Raw genomic sequence first — 15,700 nt, 5'->3', positions numbered from 1 at the left:
GACCGGTTCCGCGTCAATCTCACAAAGGCGGCGGGGCTTTAAACGCAGATAATCCATCATGAATATCTTTAACGTCGGAGAGACCGGCTTGTGACGGAAATGACATGTCGCTAGAATCGATTTATATCGACATGATTCTCGGATATGTCGACACGAACGACATATCCGACGGGACGTGTCGATAAGCACAGGATCAAGCGACATGTCATTTCGCCCGGACAGACCCTATAACGCGCTCCCCGCCCTTCCCCCGCGCGATGACGTGGAGACCAGGGCCGTGCTCAAGGCCTGCATCACGGCGCGCGCGGCGCTTGCCGAACTGCGCGTTTCCGGGCAGCTCATTCCTAATCAATCCGTCCTTATCAACTCGATACCGTTGCTGGAGGCGCAGGCAAGTTCGGAGATCGAGAACATCGTCACCACCACCGACCGGCTGTTCCGCTTCGCCAACGAGCCAGCGGATCGGGCTGATCCCGCCACCAAGGAAGCGCTGCGCTATCGCACTGCCCTCAATGAAGGATTTCGGTCGCTGAAACACCGGCCGGTCGCGACAACGACCGCCGTCGCCGTCTGCCGCAGGATCAAGGGCGTCGACCTCGACATCCGCACGACGCCCGGAACAGCGCTGATCAACGAGGCGACAGGCACCGTAAATTACACGCCGCCGGAAGGCCAGGACCTGCTCCGCGACAAGCTTGCCAACTGGGAACGCTATATTCACGAGGCTGAAGAGATTGATCCGCTGATCCGGCTGGCGGTGATGCATTACCAGTTCGAGGCGATCCATCCCTTCATCGACGGCAACGGCCGTACCGGTCGCATCCTCAACCTTCTCTATCTGGTGGACAAGGGCCTTCTGGATATCCCGGTACTTTATCTCAGCCGCTACATTATCGGCCAAAAGCGCGCCTATTATGACCGGCTGCTGGCCGTGACCACGAACGGCGCCTGGGAGGAATGGATCCTCTACATGCTGCAGGCCGTGCGCGAGACAGCGGAGTGGACGACGGCCCGCATCCGCGCCATTCGCGATCTGCTAGACCAGACCGCCGGGCGCATCCGTCGCGACCTTCCGAAAATTTATTCGCGCGAACTGGCCGAGGTGATCTTCGTCAATCCGTATTGCCGGATCAGCGATCTTGTGAAGGCCGGCATCGCCAAGCGCCAGGCAGCCTCCGTATACCTGAAGGCGCTTACTGACGCCGAACTGCTGCAGGAGGTGAAGGCGGGTCGCGAAAATCTCTATATCAATCCGGCCCTGCTCTCGCTTCTCAGCGACCGGACGCCGGGCGAGGCCGGCTAATACCAAGAGTCGATGATCGGATATGCCGGCGGCGTGGAAATGCGCAGGATTGATCCGCGCGCTGCCCGGAACCGGAAGCGGATTCTCCCTTCAGTCGGATATTCTCAGATGTGAGCGCCCGCTAAAATTTTAATGAAAACATCAATTTATATAGGATCGGGAGTTGCAGCGCCCGAGAATAACCGATGGTTATCATAAGGCATCACTTTTAATCACTTTTCATTCACACGGGGATACGGTTTACTTTTTTTCATAATCAGAAAACTGAAGGGGTTTTAATATGAAAATGGGGTATCTCTCAGCCTGTTCAATCATGCTTGCCGGCGCCGCCCTGTGCACCAATCAGGCTGCGGCCGAGACCTGGCGGATGTCGACCAAGGTTCCGGCGGACAGTTTCGAAGGGAAGCTGCATCAGGAATTTGCCGACAAGGTCGCCGCCTATACCGATGGCGACGTCAAGATACAGATCTATCCCTCCGAACAGCTCGGCGACGCGCAGACCGTTCTGGAGCAGGTCAGCTCCGGCATCATCGATATCTTCGTCGATGACGTCAGCTATCTCAACCGTTTCAACGAACACATCACCTGGACCTCCGCGCCGTTCCTGTTCGACGACCGGCCGCACTGGGAATGCTTCATGTCGTCCGACTATTTCCGGGACATTCTCGGCAGCATCGAGGAAAACGACAATATCGGCGTCATTGGCGATGTCGGTCCGTTCGGCCGCGGCTTCCGGGTTCTGGTAACCAAGGACGAGGTCAATTCCTTTGACGGCGTGCAGGGTCTGAAGCTGCGCCTGTGGGACAACCAGATGATGGTCGATGTCTGGACGGCGCTTGGCACCGATCCGCTGGTGATGGCCTGGACCGATGTCTACCAGTCTTTGCAGACCGGCATTGTCGAGGCCGTGACCTCGCCGGCGATCCTCGTGGAGCCGATGAAATTCTACGAAGTCGCGCCACATATCGCGCGCACCGACGAGTTCAACCAGGCCAATGCCTACATGATCAATCTCGATTCCTGGAATGCGATTTCAGAAGAGGATCAGCAGAAGGTGATCGAGGCCTATACCGAGATTTCGGCCGAAGCCATGGAGAAAATCCAGGCCACATTCGACGAGTCGCTCGCACGGATGGAAAAGCAGGGCGTGACCTATATGGAACTCGATACCGCGCCCTTCGTCGAAGCGGCCGGTGTCATCTACAAGCAGTATGACGAGAGCGGCAAGCTGCCCGCGGGCTTTCTTGAAGCCGTGGACGCCGCCCGCACAAGCTGCAACTGACCCGAAGTCCGTGAAGCGGCCGGCCGTGCCAGTCTGATGCGGCAGGCCGGCCCCTTCACCCAAGGGAGTTCCCGATGGATATGTTCCTCATCCGGGGCAGGAAGGCGCTTGATCACCTGGCCGGCCTTTACGAAGCGGTCTGTGTCGCCCTGCTCGCCGGCATGCTCATCATCAATGCGGTCAACATCGTCTGCCGCAGCATATTCGACATCTCGCTCAACTGGGTCTGGCCCTGGACGATGGTCGCCTTCCTGTACTGGGTGATGCTCGCCTTCTTCCCGCTGGTTCAAAGACGCAAGGACGTTTCGATCTATATTCTGCTGCAATACCTTTCGCCAGCATTGCGGCAGGCGCTAGGGATATTCGTCGCGCTCGCGATCATGACCGCGTCGGGACTGCTGATCTACACCTTTCCCGAACGGTTCGCCTCGCTGCGAGGACAGATCGAGATCGTCGGCCTGCCGCGCAAGATCCTTATCTGGCCGCTTGGGGCTTCGGCCGCGCCGATCTTCCTCAGCGCCCTGCTCGATGCCGTGCGGATCGCGCTTGGCGCGCGCTATGAGCCCTTCGGCGTGATCGAAACCCCGGAGGTTGCGGAATGAGCGGCATCATCGTTCTCGGCACATTCATGGTGCTGGCCTTCCTGTCGGTCCCGATCCTGTCCTCGATCATCATTGCGGCCGCAACGGGCGTGATCGCGCTCGGCTTCAGCGATCGGCTGGGGATCGTGTCGCAGCAGATGCTCGACGGCATCAATTCGCCGGCGCTGCTTTCCGTTCCGTTTTTCATCCTTGCCGGCAACCTCCTGAATGGTCTGGAGCTGACCGACCGCATTTTCCGCTTCGCCAACAATATTGTGGGCCATATCCGCGGCGGGCTTGCCCAGGTCAACATTCTCGCCTCGCTGCTGTTTGCCGGCATTTCGGGTGCTGCGGTCGCCGATTGCGCGGCCCTCGGCACGGTCGAGGTCAAGGCGATGCGCGAACGCGGCTATCCGGTCCCCTTCGCCGCCGGCGTGACAGCCGCCTCATCGATCATCGGGCCAATCTTTCCGCCCTCGATCCCGCTGCTGCTGTTCGCCTTTGTCGCCAATGCCTCCGTCGGCCGGCTGTTCCTTGCCGGCGTGGTGCCGGCGATCGTGCTTTTGATCATGCTGATGGGCTATGTCCACATCATCGCGGCGAAACGCAATTTTCCGAAGGAAAAGCGCGCGCCGCTCAGGGAGATCATGGCGTCTGCCGTGGACGGGCTTTTGACGCTGATGGCGCCGGCGATCATTCTCGTGGCGATGCTCACGGGCTTCACCACCGCATCGGAGGCCGGCGTTCTGGCATGCGTCTATGCCATGGCGCTCGGGGTCTGGTACCGGACGCTGACATGGAAGGTGCTGGCCAAGGCGTTCCGCGAAACCGCGATGCTATCGACGATCGCCCTTCTGATGATCGGTTTTTCATCCTGCGTCGGCTGGATCCTGGCCTTCGACATGGTGCCGCAGCGGCCCGCCGACTTCGTGCTGGGCTCGATCGATGCCAAATGGCAGTTCCTGCTGATCTATCTGCTGTTCCTGATCCTGCTCGGCTGCGTCTTTGATGCCACCGCGGCGCTGATCATCCTGGTCCCGATCATGCTGCCGCTGGTCGACGGTTTCGGGATCGACCGGGTGCATTACGGCATCATCACCGTGCTGACGCTGATGGTCGGCATTCTCACGCCGCCGATCGGCATCGCCCTCTACATCATGATGGATGTCGCCAAGCTGCCCTTCGAGGCGGTGGCGCGGGCGACGCTGCCGTTTCTCATCCCGATCATGCTGGCGGTGCTGCTGATCACCTTCGTGCCCGAAATCTCGCTGTTTTTGCCAAACCTGGTCTATGGCGCTCCGTAAACTACGGAAAAAATTGAATTATCTCTTGAAAAGGACTCTCTATGCGTGTCGCAATGCTGCAGATGAACTCCCGCCACGACAAGACCGCCAATATCGCGGCAATCCGGGAGATGTTTACAACCAAAATCAAGGGCCAGGGCGTCGACCTGGTGGTGGCGCCCGAATACGCGACCTTCCTCGGCGGCTCGCGCGAGGAGCAATGGGCCGCCGGCGAGGCCTTCCCGGAAGGCGAAGGCTATAACGCCATGCGCGACCTCGCGATCGAATACGGTGTGACCTTTCATGTCGGCTCGATGATCGAGGCCGCGGGCAACGGCTTCTTCAATACCGCCGTCGTCTTCGATCCCAAAGGCGAGGAACTGGCACGCTACCGCAAGATCCATCTGTTCGATGTCGAGACCCCGCAGGGACATGTCTTCCGTGAATCCGACATCATCAAGCCCGGCGACAAGGTGGTTTCCTACGAGGCCTGCGGCATGAAGATCGGCTGCGCGATCTGCTATGACATGCGCTTTGCCGAACTGTTCCAGATGCATATGAAGAACGGCTGCGACGTGCTGACCGTGCCGGCCGCCTTCAACATGGAAACAGGCAAGGACCACTGGGAGCCGATCCTGCGCGCCCGCGCGATCGAAAACCAGTGCTGGGTGATTGCGCCCGGACAGGTCGGCCTCCATCTCGAGCCCGCCGGCGAGCGCGCCTGCTACGGCAATTCCATGGTCATCGACCCCTGGGGCACGGTGATTGCCCGCGCCTCCAACAGGCCGGGGGTGACGATCACGGATATCGACCTGGCGCTTGAGACCCATATCCGCACCATCCTGCCGTCCAACGCGCATCATGTACTGGGGTGAAGCATGCTGGATGGCTACGCAATCTGGATGAGCACGGCCAATCTCGATTTCCTCGAGATGGCGCACAATGCGGGATTTTCCGCCGTTGTCTGCGATATCGAGCACAACGCCTTCTCTCCCGACCGGCGCGAGGCGCTGGTGGTCGCGGCGAAGGCGCTGGGCATGAAGGTATTCTTCAAGATCGAGGCCCCGGAGCCGGTCTGGGTCCAGCGCGCGCTCGATCTTGATGTCGATGGCGTGATCATTCCCCATGCCGGCCGGCTTGCCGATGTGCGCGCGGCGGTCGAGACGGCGAAGTTTCCGCCGCAGGGCACGCGCAGCTATGCCGCCGGACGCTCGGCCGGCTTTGCCCCGCCCGATCCCGATTATTTCGCGCGCTGCAACCGCAATGTGCTGTGCCTGCCGATGATCGAAACCGCCGAAGCCTTCGAGGATGTCGCGGCGATCCTGTCGCATCCGTGCGTCGATGGCATTTTTGTCGGCCCCTATGATCTTTCGCTGACCCGCGGCCGGCCGGGCTACGCCTTCAACAACGCCGACCGCAGCGACATCGCCGCACTGGCCGATGCCGCCAAAAATGCGGGTAAGATCTGGTGGATGCCGACCTGGAAGACGGAAGAGCAGCGCTTTGCCAAGGACAACGGTGTTTCCGTGCGGGTGATTGCCGCCGAACACCAGGTGATTGCCGCCGGACTGAACGCCGTTATTTCCGCCCTGGCGGACTAAAAGAGGAAAACATGAAGAACTTTATCAAGAACCCGCTGCCCGCTTCGATCCCCGAGGCTCTGATCGCCAAACTCGAAAAAGTCGAGACCGCGACGGTCGGGCATTTTCTGCATTCGGTTTTCGTCGATCGCGAGATCGCCGCCGTCAATCCGTCCAAGCGGGTCGCCGGCACGGCGGTGACCCTGCGTCTTGCCGCCAATGACTCGACCCTGCTGCATGATGTCGTCTCAACCCTGAGGCCGACCGATATCCTGCTGATCGACCGCTCGGGCGACAACCGGCATGCCTGCTGGGGCGGCGTGGTCACCAATGCGGCGGCGATATGCGGCTTCAAGGCCGGGATCGTCGACGGACCGGTGACCGATGTGAACGAAATCATCCGCAATGACTTCCCGATCTGGAGCCGTGGGCGCTCTTCGGTTACCACCAAGCTCTATGCCCAGTCCGGCGCTTTCAACATTCCGGTTTCGATCGGCGGAGTTTGCGTCAATCCGGGCGATGCCGTTCTTGCCGATGAAAGCGGCGTGATCGTGCTCAATCCGGCCGTGGCCGAGGCTGTGGCCGACAAGGCGCTCGGCATGCAGACGGCTGAAATCGACCTGATCGCGCGCCTCAAGGCGGGGGAGACGCTTGGCGCCATCACCGGCGCGTCCAAAATGATCGAGGAGTTGCTTTAGCCGCCATGAACATCGATGCGCTGAGGACATTGGCAAATATCGCGCGATACGGCAATTATCGCAGGGTTGCCGATGTCATGCATATCTCGCAGCCGGCGATTTCCAAACGGATACGCGTGCTGGAGGAGCATTTCCGCCATCAGCTGGTTGAGCGGAACGGCGCATTCATGCGCCTGACCCCCGCGGGTCAGGCGCTTCTTCCCTATATCCAGCGAATACTGGCGATCTTCGACGAGGCAGGCCAGCGCCTCAACGAGCCGGAGAAGTGGCAGGGCACGATCCGTCTGGGCGCGGTGGACACGATCCTCTCGACCTGGCTGACCGACTTTCTCGACCTGCACCAGCACCGCTATCCGCATATCAAGTTCGAGGTCATCTCGGCGCCGACGGTCGAGCTTCTTTCCGAGCTGGAACAGGGCAATCTCGATATCGCCATGGTTCTCGGCCCGTCCTGCGACCGCCTGCTGACGGAAGTGCCGCTCTGCATCATGGATGTCGGCTTTTTCGGTGCCCGCAACCCGGCCGAGCCGTTGACCGCAGGCCCGCGGAAGGTTTCGCCGGAGACCTTGTCCGAATCCAACATCATCACCTTTCCGCGCGGATCGCGGCCCTATGTCGATGTGGTGCAGCAATTGTCGAAGCTCAGGCTTGCCTCCATGCCCTCGATTTCCGGCTGCACCTCGCTGTTCACCATGACCGAAATGGCCGAACGCGGCCTCGGCATTATCACCCTGCCCCGCAGCATGGCGGCCGAGGCGCGGCTTCAGGAGCTGGACGTGGGCATCGATCTGCCGTCGATGAGTTTCGCCGCAGTCTACGAACCGGCCGCGGCCCCTCCGATGTATGCGCTCACCTGCGCGGTCGCCGCGGAAGCCGCAACCGGCTACGCCAACCGCGTCGGCAACGGCGTCCATGTCATCGAAACGCAAACCCTTCCGGTGAAACAGGAAGAGCGAAACGACTGAGATATCCAGGGGCCGCACTCTCACTGAACTTCCTTTATTCCTTTGTTTTTCCTTAATTTATTAAAGTGCCATATCACCCTCTCCGATCAATCGATAAGCGTTTGAATATGTGCAAAAATCTGGCTGTCAGTACGGCTGGCAACATCACTTGCGCCCCCATGCTTCGTGGATGAGGTCGGCGATCTCGCCATTGACGTCGTTGAGGCAGCCGATCGCGCGGTCATAGGTCGTCCGCGTAAACTGCACGCGTTCCACCTCATAAAGCGTCTGCTTGGTAATGCCCGCATCGGAAATGGCCGTGGACTTCACCATATGATTCTTCAGCATCCGGCTGCCGAACATCGCCTGTATGAAGCCGACCATCTGCGCCTGCGGTCCATCCGTGGGCTCATAACGGGTCACCAGATAGCGGAACCAGTTGAGCTTGACGCTGGCGCCTACCCTGCGGATCGAATCGAGAATGCCGCCAAGCATCAGCAGAAACTGGCTCATCGAAAGGATATCGAGCATCTGCGGATGCACGGTGATCAGGACCGAGGTGGAGGCGGTCAGGGCCGTCAGCGTGAGATAGCCAAGCTGGGGCGGACAATCGATCACCACCACATCATAATTGGCTTCGACCTCCTTCAGCGCCCTTGTGAGGCGGGTGAAGAACAGCCGCCCTTCCTGGGACGACCGGTCGGTGGCCGCAAGCGGCGTTTCGTATTCATATTCCTGCAGCTCGAGATTGGCCGGTACGATGTCGAGCCCGGGAAAATTGGTCGGACGGATGATCTCGCTGATCGGCTTGATCTCGTCATCATAACGCAACGCCTCGAACAGCGAGGGCGAGTTGTCGAGCTCGGGCTGGATGCCGTGCAGGGCGGTGAGCGAAGCTTGCGGGTCGAGATTGATCGCCAGCACGCGATGCCCTGTCAGCGCCAGATACTGGGCGAGGTGGGCCGTGGTCGTGGTCTTGCCGCTGCCACCCTTGAAATTGACACGGAGAGAATCTGGAGATCGTCGCCCGAGCGACGATGAGGCACGTAAAATTTCTCGGAGCGGCCGTTCTTGTCCAGAAACCGTCGCAGTTCCAGGATCTGTTCGGCCGAGTAGGAGCGCCGGCCGGAGGCCGAAACGACGGGGGAGAAGCCGTCGAGCCGTGGAACAAGATCGACCACCTCGATGCCGCGCTCTTCGGCCCGGCTACGCAACTGGCGGCTCGCCAGCTCACCGGCATCAACATTGTCCCGGCTGAGTCCGGAGCGTCTTGTCATTGAGGGTTTCGCGGTGCAGCTCAAACATGCCGTGCTCCATTTTTGCGCACGGCGAAAGCACCGCCCTCGAACATAGAAGCGGCGCTTTGGGCAGGTCCAACCGCTATGCCGCCGTATCGAGCGTCGGAATGCCGGACACGTCGACGGTACGTTCGGCGTGCCAGGTATCATAGGCACTCTGCATACGCAGCCAGAGGCCGGCGCCATTCCCGAACAGTTTGCCAAGCCGAACAGCGACTTCAGGGCTGACCGGCTTACGCTCTGCCAGGATGGCATGGAGCTGCTGACGCGATATGCCAAGAAGACGGGCAATCTCGCTGATGGACTTGCCCGTGGCCGGAATAACGGTTTCACGCAGCAATTCGCCCGGATGCGACGGGCAGCGGTCAGGATTGCGGGCCATAATCGTCACCTCTCAGTGATACTGTTCAAAATCGACCACATAGGCGTCACCATTCTCGAACTCGAATGTCACGCACCAGGGGCCATTTACATGCACCGTATAGCGGGTTGGGCTAAAACCGGTGAGACTATGAAAATTGAAGCCGGGAATGTTCAGATCCTCCGGCCTTGCAGCCGCGTCCAAAACATCAAGACGCAGCAGGATTCGTTTGTGAAGGCGGGCGTCTATTTTCGACTTTCCCGTCTCCCAGAGCGCCTTGAGTTGTTTGTTGGCAAAGCTCTTTATCATGGCAGAACCGTAAACAACTTGATTACATATGTCAACCGATAGATTACACCTACACTTGGTGTGGCTTTCCACCTCACAAACGAGCAGGAATGAAGGCTTCCGGGCTGAAGCCACTTTTGGAGATCCTGACGCGCCGGGCAGGACCGATGAAGTGGTCGGTCGGGTGGGCCACAAGGTCGCGGGGCACCCTCAAGAGCTTGGAAGCAAGGGTCTGGTATTTCCCGGGATTGGGTTCAGTCCAGCCAGTTTTCAACCTGAAGGCCGGGCACCCGCAGGAATTCGCGCGTATTGGCTGTCACCAGCACGGCATCGACAGCCAAGGCATGGGCCGCAATCAGCAGGTCATTTGGACCGATCGGCGTGCCGGCAGCTTCGAGCTCTGTTCTGATGCGGCCGTAGCGGGCATGTGCCGGCGCATCCAATGCAAGTATTTGCATGCCGCCAAGAATGGCCTCGATCTGGGTCGTCAGCCTGGCAGATCCCTTGCGTTCGCAGCCATAGCTCAGCTCAGTCGCGGTGATGATGCTGACGCAGATCGTATCCTGTCCGACATCAACGATATGGTCGACAACGGCGCCGGCCGGATTACGCGCGAGGTCCGACACGATATTCGTGTCGAGCATGTAAAGTCGGCTCAAAGGTCGACTTCCCTTGCTGGCAGCAAGGTCTCATCGACATCGGGGAACTGGTCATCCGGGCCGAGCGGTTTCAGCCGCGCCAGAATGTCCAGAAGCTTGTTGTTGGGGGCGGGCTCGATTACAAGCCGGTTTCCCTCACGATGAATCATCACACGGTCGCCCGGCAGTTCGAAATCGGCCGGGATACGGACCGCCTGACTTTTGTTGTTGCGAAACAGCTTGGCTTCACGTGCTTCGGATGCCGGGGGCATGAAAGCCTCCTGTCAAAATAATGCATATACAGATGTATATACTAGCTCGGATATGAGGTTTCAATCTTAATGCGAAGCGTAGCCCGGCTTTCCATCCCACAGACTGGCACGGGAAACTGGAAGGGGTTCTCTCTGCCCTCCTTGATCAGAACGACCGTTTTTCAAGAAGCCCGCGTGCCCAGCTTTTGATCCTCCGTGCCGCCTCGATGACACCCGGCTTCTTGGGAGGGAACGGGTTTACGATGCACTGCTCAAGCGGATTTCCTCTTGTTCTTCTGCGATCGGCAACGAGTACCGAGAATAGCTCGCGAATGGGTTCCCTGGGGGTCAATGAAGGGGTGACTTAGAGGTTCTCACGCCAGCCGTTTCAGGAAGAGGATATTGTCAGTCACCATGGCGCTTTGTCCCTCCGGTCCGGAGGCGATGCGGGCTATGGGCAGAGACAGCGATGTGCCCAGTGGTCGGGGTCGAGCTGCATCGAGGCGAGCGTATCTTCGGCGGTGGGAAAGCGGGTGTTTTCAGGCGACCAGGACCAGGGCGCCCGCGAGGCATGCTCGACGATCAGAAGATGACCGCCCGGGGCCACTGCCGCGGCGGCCCGGGCCAGCACTTCGCCACGCGGCCAGTCCTGCGGCGAATGCAGGAAGCTGGCGGTAACCAGATCGAAGCGCCCTTCCGGAAAGGACAGGGCGAGATCGCGCGCCTCGAACCTGATGCGGTCCACAACGCCGGCGGCTTCAGCGTTTCGGGCGGCGATGTCGAGCGCCACGGAAGAGACGTCGATTGCCGTAACGTCCCAACCCTGCCGGGCCAGCCAGACGGCATCGTCGCCCCTGGCGCAACCAAGTTCCAGCGCCGTGCCGGGGCGAAGCGGTCCCGCGAACTGGGACAGGGCCAAACCGGGCTTGCCCGACGAGGTCTGCGGGCCCTTGGCATATATATCGTTCCAGATGGTTTCGGTCTGCATCTTTGGTCTCCTTCAGGCCGTTTCGGCGAGATCGGGATCGAAGATCAGCGTGCGATGGGCAGCGCCTCCGGCCATGACCCCGGCCGCTGCCGCCAGCGTTGCGTTCGGCATCGGGCTTGCGAGATCGCCGGCAGCAAAGACGCCGGCAACCGTCGTCGCCTGCATCTGGTCGACGGCAACATAGGGCCCGGTCGGCCCCTCCCGCATTTCGCAGCCCAGCTGTGCCGCGATATCGCTGGAAGGTGCGGTAACAGGCGCGAGAAACAGACCCGCAAGCGCGACCATGCGGCCGTCTTCAAGCCGCACCGCTTCAAGCGTCGAACCGGACCCGATCAGCTCCGCCACGGGCGTATCCTCGATCCGCACATCGCGGCTCTTCAGCGCTTGCACCTGATCCGGCGAGAGCTGCAGCAAGCCTTGCGTAAACAGCGTCGTCGGGCCCCAGTCGGGCAGCAGCATCGCCTGATGCAGGGCTATCTCGCCGCGCGCCAGCACACCGACGGGCTGCCGGTCGAGTTCATAGCCATGGCAATAGGGGCAATGCAGCACGCTCGCGCCCCAGCGCTCGGCAAGGCCGGGCAGATCCGGCAGGCTGTCGCGCACGCCATAGGCAAGGACGATCCGCCGCGCGGTGACGTTGCTGCCGTCGGCCAGAGAAACACGGAAACCATTGCCTTCACGCCTTGCTGAAACGGCTGCTTCATCGTGAAAGCGAACAGTCGGATAGGCACTCAGCTCTTCGCGCAACCGTGTCGTGATATCGGCCGGGCTTTGCCCGTCCTGTCCCGGAAACCCGTGTGATGCTTCAGCAAAGCGGTTTCTGGGCATGCCGGTATCCAGCACCAGCACCGCCTTTCGCGCCCGCGCCAACTGCATGGCCGCGGACAGGCCGGCAAAGCTGCCGCCGATAATGAGGACATCATGATCCATAGCCTGATCCTGTGTTTATGATTTAATGTATTTTTATGAGTTACATGAAATCACATAAGGAGGCAAGACATGAAACTTTCATTGTTGCGTGATCGCTGCTAGACAGAGTCAGCTGGAAACAAGGAGCCATGTCATGCCGCGCGATCTTCGCCTGTCCCGTATGCTGCATGTGCTGATCCATCTCGACCGGCATGTGGAGCGCGCGACGTCGGATCAGATCGCCGGGATGATTTCGACGAACCCTGTCGTGGTCCGGCGGATGATGGCCGGCCTCAGGGACAAGGCGATCCTGATCTCGGAAAAGGGCCATGGCGGCGGCTGGCAACTGGCCCGCCCCTTGAGCGCGATATCGCTGCTTGATGTCTACGAAGCGATCGGCAGCCCACCGCTCTTCAACATCGGCCCCGGCGCGGAACCCGCCGACTGTCTGGTGGAAAAGGCCGTCGACGCCCGGCTCGACCTTGCGATGAAGGAGGCCGAACGCAAATTGCTGCTGCAATTCTCGGAGATCTCGGTGGAAGACCTGGCGCAGGATTTCGAGCAGCGGTTTGCCGCGCTTCAGGTCGAGGCGGGCGAGGACCGCGCCAATGCAGCCTTGAAGCACTCCGGGACCGATGGATAATCAGCGGCATGGCGTCCTGAACGCCATGCCGCATCGCTATCTGCCAGCCGGGTCGTCAGCCGACGAGGCCGTTGTCGTCGCGCTTGATCGCCATGATCGACGAGCGCGGCAGGCCCTCTTCCGCCGGCCAGGAGCCGCCCGGATGCTGGACGCCGACGAACATGGTGCGCCGGTCGGCGGACCAGCACAGGCCGGTGATTTCGCCGCCGCGCGGGCCTGTCAGGAAGCGGACGATCTCGCCCGTTGCCGGATCGCCTGCGAGCTGCTGGTTGTTGCCCATGCCGGCGAAATCGCCCTCATTGCTGTCCTCGCCATCGGTCTGGATCCAGACGAGACCGCTCGAATCGAAGGCCATGCCGTCGGGCGAGTTGAACAGGTTGCCGCTGTTGATGTTGGACGAACCGGCATAGGCGTCCGAATGGACCTCCGGATTGCCGGCCATGACGAACAGGTCCCAGCGGAACGTGTCGGAAGCGTGGTCGTCGCCATCGGGGTACCAGCGCACGATCTGGCCGTATTCATTGGCCTCGCGCGGGTTGGGCCCGCCGACAGGGGTGGCGTCACCGCCGGCATTGGCCTTGACGCCGCGGTTCTTGTTGTTGGTGAGACAGCAATAGGCTTCGACGGCATAAGGATTGACGGCAACCCATTCGGGGCGGTCCATCGTCGTGGCGCCAACCTTTGACCCGGCCATGCGGGCGAAGATCAGGATGTCGGCTTCGTCCATACCGGTGGTTTCCGGCGTCAGCGCCAGCCATTCGCCGGTCTGGTCGTCGTTGAATTTGGCGACATAGAGCGTGCCGTCGTCGAGCAGGCCATCGGTATCGCCGCCGGCGACATAGGGATTGGTCGAGACGAAGCGGTACAGGAATTCGCCGCGCTCGTCATCGCCGAGATAGACCACGACGCGGCCATCCGGGGCGAGCGTCACTTCGGCGTTTTCATGCTTGAAGCGGCCGAGCCCGGTGCGCTTGGCCGGCGTGCTGTCAGGATCGGTCGGGTCGATCTCGACCACCCAGCCGAAGCGGTGCGGCTCGTTGGGGTTCTTCGAGGTGTCGAAGCGTGGATCGAACTTTTCGTAGCCATACTGGCTTTCGGCGGCCATGCCATAGCGCTTGTAGCCGGCGGCGACCTCATCGCTGTAGCTCGTCTCTTCGGTGGCGCCGAAATAGCCGTTGAAGTTTTCCTCACAGGTCAGATAGGTGCCCCAGGGCGTCTTGCCGGCGCCGCAATTGCCCATCGTGCCGAGCACGGCGCGGCCGTCCGGGTCCGCTTCGGTCTGCAGCAGCGGGTGACCGGCGGCCGGACCCGAAATCGCCATCGGCGCATTGTGGTGCAGGCGACGGTTGAACGGGCTGGAGCGCACCACGGACCAGCCGTCAGCGCCTTCCTTGATCTCGACAACGGTCACGCCCTGCAGGTTCTGCAGCTTCAGCACATCGGCCGCGCTCTGCGGCACGCCGTCTTCGGTATGCGGCAGGTTGATGTCGCTGTTCACATATTCGTTGTTGACCGCGAGAATCTGGTGCCCCCCGATCTCGAAGGTTTCCATGCCATCGGTGTTTTCACCGAAGACCTTGTCGGATTCCTCGACCGAGCCGCCGGTCTCGTGGTTGAATTCGGCAACGCCGTCATAAAGCGGATCGCCCCAGCTCACCAGGACCCTGGCATTGTAGTTCTCCGGCACATGGAAGGCGTAATCGGTCTGGGCCGCGATCGGCGTGAACGGAAAACGCGATTGCGGCGCTGCCGCTTCAGCCGTGCCGCTCGGCAACAGGCCGGCGCTCATGGCAACGGCGCCCGAGCCGAAAGCGACGACGCCGCCGAGAAAACCGCGCCGCGAGATCGCGCGTTCGACAACGCGGTCGAAATCGTTTTCTTCGGGCCGGGGAAAGTTGAGTTCGTCCCACGCGTCGGCGGGCATCTTGATTGGCGGTACCTTGGTCATGGTTGTCCCTCGTGATTTAATACCATTACGAGGGGACCGTATCTGGCTTTCTTGACGGTGGAATGAATGTCCCGTCGATGACAGCCTCAAAAAGGCAACCGCCATTCCCACAGGAATCGCCGCGGTTCAACTGATGGCGGCAAAGCTCCCGGCATCGCACGCACATAACCCGAAGGAAGCCGAACGTGCCGCCCCGATGGCGCGATGCCTCACCTGACTTGAATTGGAAGCGGGGTCATGCCGATGGCCGATTGGCGACCCCAGGTCGCCGGATTTCCGGCTTTGCGGCGCGCCGACCGAGCCGGGGCAACCCTCTTGCGCAACCTGCCAGAAAAAGACCCATCAGGCCGTCTCTCATCCCCCGCCTGCCAAAGGCGAACAGAAACGGCCCGCTGCCCTGCTCTGGGAATTTCAGGGATCGTTGCAGATCGGCAGCGGCTGTGGCACCGCAGGCGGGTGTGTAGGTCGCCTGTTCAAAGAGACTGGAACGAATCTTTCGCCCGATGCTCTAACTGCCAGTCTCCTGCAAACGGTGACCGGCCGAGTGGAATGGCTATCACGTTACGCTTTTGCATTTTGCACAAAGGGTAACATCAAATACTATCGGCAATCGCGATAAATGTTTTGCTCTGAAGAACAACGACATGGAGGACGCTTTGAAATACGGCGGAATCTGGCGGTGACGGGAAATACGAGAGCGAGCGC

The 15,700-nt window shown here is 60.6% G+C and carries 17 protein-coding genes and 1 pseudogene; 10 read left to right on the top strand and 8 right to left on the bottom strand.

The features are described 5' to 3' along the window. Positions 1–202 precede the first annotated feature (202 nt). From fic to B4E36_RS12080, 8 genes are all read left to right on the top strand, one after another. Complete coding sequence (fic, locus tag B4E36_RS12115) at positions 203–1,303, top strand: protein adenylyltransferase Fic (protein WP_292055798.1); 1,101 nt, start codon at positions 203–205, stop codon at positions 1,301–1,303. Positions 1,304–1,583: 280 nt separating this feature from the next. Beyond that, positions 1,584–2,585 (top strand): TRAP transporter substrate-binding protein, encoded by a 1,002-nt coding sequence (locus tag B4E36_RS12110; protein ID WP_292055796.1) that lies wholly within the window; start codon positions 1,584–1,586, stop codon positions 2,583–2,585. A gap of 74 nt (positions 2,586–2,659) precedes the next feature. Then, on the top strand, positions 2,660–3,187 hold the full coding sequence (locus tag B4E36_RS12105) for a TRAP transporter small permease (protein WP_292055794.1): 528 nt from the start codon (positions 2,660–2,662) through the stop codon (positions 3,185–3,187). Further along, positions 3,184–4,470: a TRAP transporter large permease gene (locus tag B4E36_RS12100; protein WP_292055790.1), complete on the top strand. Its 1,287-nt coding sequence runs from the start codon at positions 3,184–3,186 to the stop codon at positions 4,468–4,470. Before B4E36_RS12105 ends, B4E36_RS12100 begins: the two co-directional genes overlap by 4 nt. A gap of 41 nt (positions 4,471–4,511) precedes the next feature. Then, a complete protein-coding gene (locus tag B4E36_RS12095; RefSeq protein WP_292055789.1) occupies positions 4,512–5,324 on the top strand; it encodes a carbon-nitrogen hydrolase family protein in 813 nt (270 codons plus the stop codon). A 3-nt stretch (positions 5,325–5,327) separates the two neighbouring features. After that, positions 5,328–6,050 carry an HpcH/HpaI aldolase family protein gene (locus B4E36_RS12090; RefSeq protein ID WP_292055787.1) on the top strand — a complete coding sequence of 241 codons (723 nt, stop codon included), beginning with the start codon at positions 5,328–5,330 and terminating at the stop codon, positions 6,048–6,050. An 11-nt stretch (positions 6,051–6,061) separates the two neighbouring features. Continuing rightward, positions 6,062–6,727, top strand: a complete 666-nt coding sequence (locus tag B4E36_RS12085) for an RraA family protein (RefSeq protein WP_292055786.1) — start codon at positions 6,062–6,064, stop codon at positions 6,725–6,727. A 5-nt stretch (positions 6,728–6,732) separates the two neighbouring features. Continuing rightward, positions 6,733–7,692, top strand: a complete 960-nt coding sequence (locus B4E36_RS12080; RefSeq protein WP_292055783.1) for a LysR family transcriptional regulator — start codon at positions 6,733–6,735, stop codon at positions 7,690–7,692. A 144-nt stretch (positions 7,693–7,836) separates the two neighbouring features. Here B4E36_RS12080 and repA read toward each other — a convergent pair. From repA to B4E36_RS12045, 7 genes and pseudogenes are all read right to left on the bottom strand, one after another. Next, positions 7,837–8,825: pseudogene (gene repA, locus B4E36_RS12075) on the bottom strand (plasmid partitioning protein RepA); the annotation flags it as partial. A gap of 226 nt (positions 8,826–9,051) precedes the next feature. Further along, entirely contained in the window at positions 9,052–9,351 is a 300-nt protein-coding gene (locus tag B4E36_RS12070; protein WP_292055781.1) for a HigA family addiction module antitoxin, read from the bottom strand. Between the two features lie 12 nt (positions 9,352–9,363). Beyond that, positions 9,364–9,639: a type II toxin-antitoxin system RelE/ParE family toxin gene (locus B4E36_RS12065; protein ID WP_292055779.1), complete on the bottom strand. Its 276-nt coding sequence runs from the start codon at positions 9,637–9,639 to the stop codon at positions 9,364–9,366. A gap of 233 nt (positions 9,640–9,872) precedes the next feature. Then, positions 9,873–10,277 (bottom strand): type II toxin-antitoxin system VapC family toxin, encoded by a 405-nt coding sequence (locus B4E36_RS12060; RefSeq protein WP_292055777.1) that lies wholly within the window; start codon positions 10,275–10,277, stop codon positions 9,873–9,875. Then, positions 10,274–10,528: an antitoxin gene (locus B4E36_RS12055; RefSeq protein WP_292055775.1), complete on the bottom strand. Its 255-nt coding sequence runs from the start codon at positions 10,526–10,528 to the stop codon at positions 10,274–10,276. Before B4E36_RS12055 ends, B4E36_RS12060 begins: the two co-directional genes overlap by 4 nt. A gap of 430 nt (positions 10,529–10,958) precedes the next feature. After that, positions 10,959–11,495 (bottom strand): class I SAM-dependent methyltransferase, encoded by a 537-nt coding sequence (locus tag B4E36_RS12050; RefSeq protein WP_292055773.1) that lies wholly within the window; start codon positions 11,493–11,495, stop codon positions 10,959–10,961. Between the two features lie 12 nt (positions 11,496–11,507). Beyond that, a complete protein-coding gene (locus B4E36_RS12045) occupies positions 11,508–12,425 on the bottom strand; it encodes an NAD(P)/FAD-dependent oxidoreductase (RefSeq protein ID WP_345900394.1) in 918 nt (305 codons plus the stop codon). A gap of 133 nt (positions 12,426–12,558) precedes the next feature. Between B4E36_RS12045 and B4E36_RS12040 the strand changes: the two genes are divergently transcribed. Then, positions 12,559–13,047 carry an RrF2 family transcriptional regulator gene (locus B4E36_RS12040; protein ID WP_292055768.1) on the top strand — a complete coding sequence of 163 codons (489 nt, stop codon included), beginning with the start codon at positions 12,559–12,561 and terminating at the stop codon, positions 13,045–13,047. Between the two features lie 55 nt (positions 13,048–13,102). Here B4E36_RS12040 and B4E36_RS12035 read toward each other — a convergent pair whose 3' ends face one another. After that, complete coding sequence (locus tag B4E36_RS12035; RefSeq protein ID WP_292055766.1) at positions 13,103–14,995, bottom strand: PhoX family protein; 1,893 nt, start codon at positions 14,993–14,995, stop codon at positions 13,103–13,105. A gap of 223 nt (positions 14,996–15,218) precedes the next feature. Between B4E36_RS12035 and B4E36_RS24320 the strand changes: the two genes are divergently transcribed. Next, positions 15,219–15,614, top strand: a complete 396-nt coding sequence (locus tag B4E36_RS24320) for a GcrA family cell cycle regulator (protein WP_366927409.1) — start codon at positions 15,219–15,221, stop codon at positions 15,612–15,614. Positions 15,615–15,700: the final 86 nt, after the last annotated feature.

The organism is Martelella sp. UBA3392, assembly GCF_002358775.1.
Classification (GTDB): domain Bacteria; phylum Pseudomonadota; class Alphaproteobacteria; order Rhizobiales; family Rhizobiaceae; genus Martelella; species Martelella mediterranea.
The sequence above is the reverse complement of the archived record's forward strand: the minus strand, read 5'-3'. Positions and strand labels throughout refer to the sequence as shown.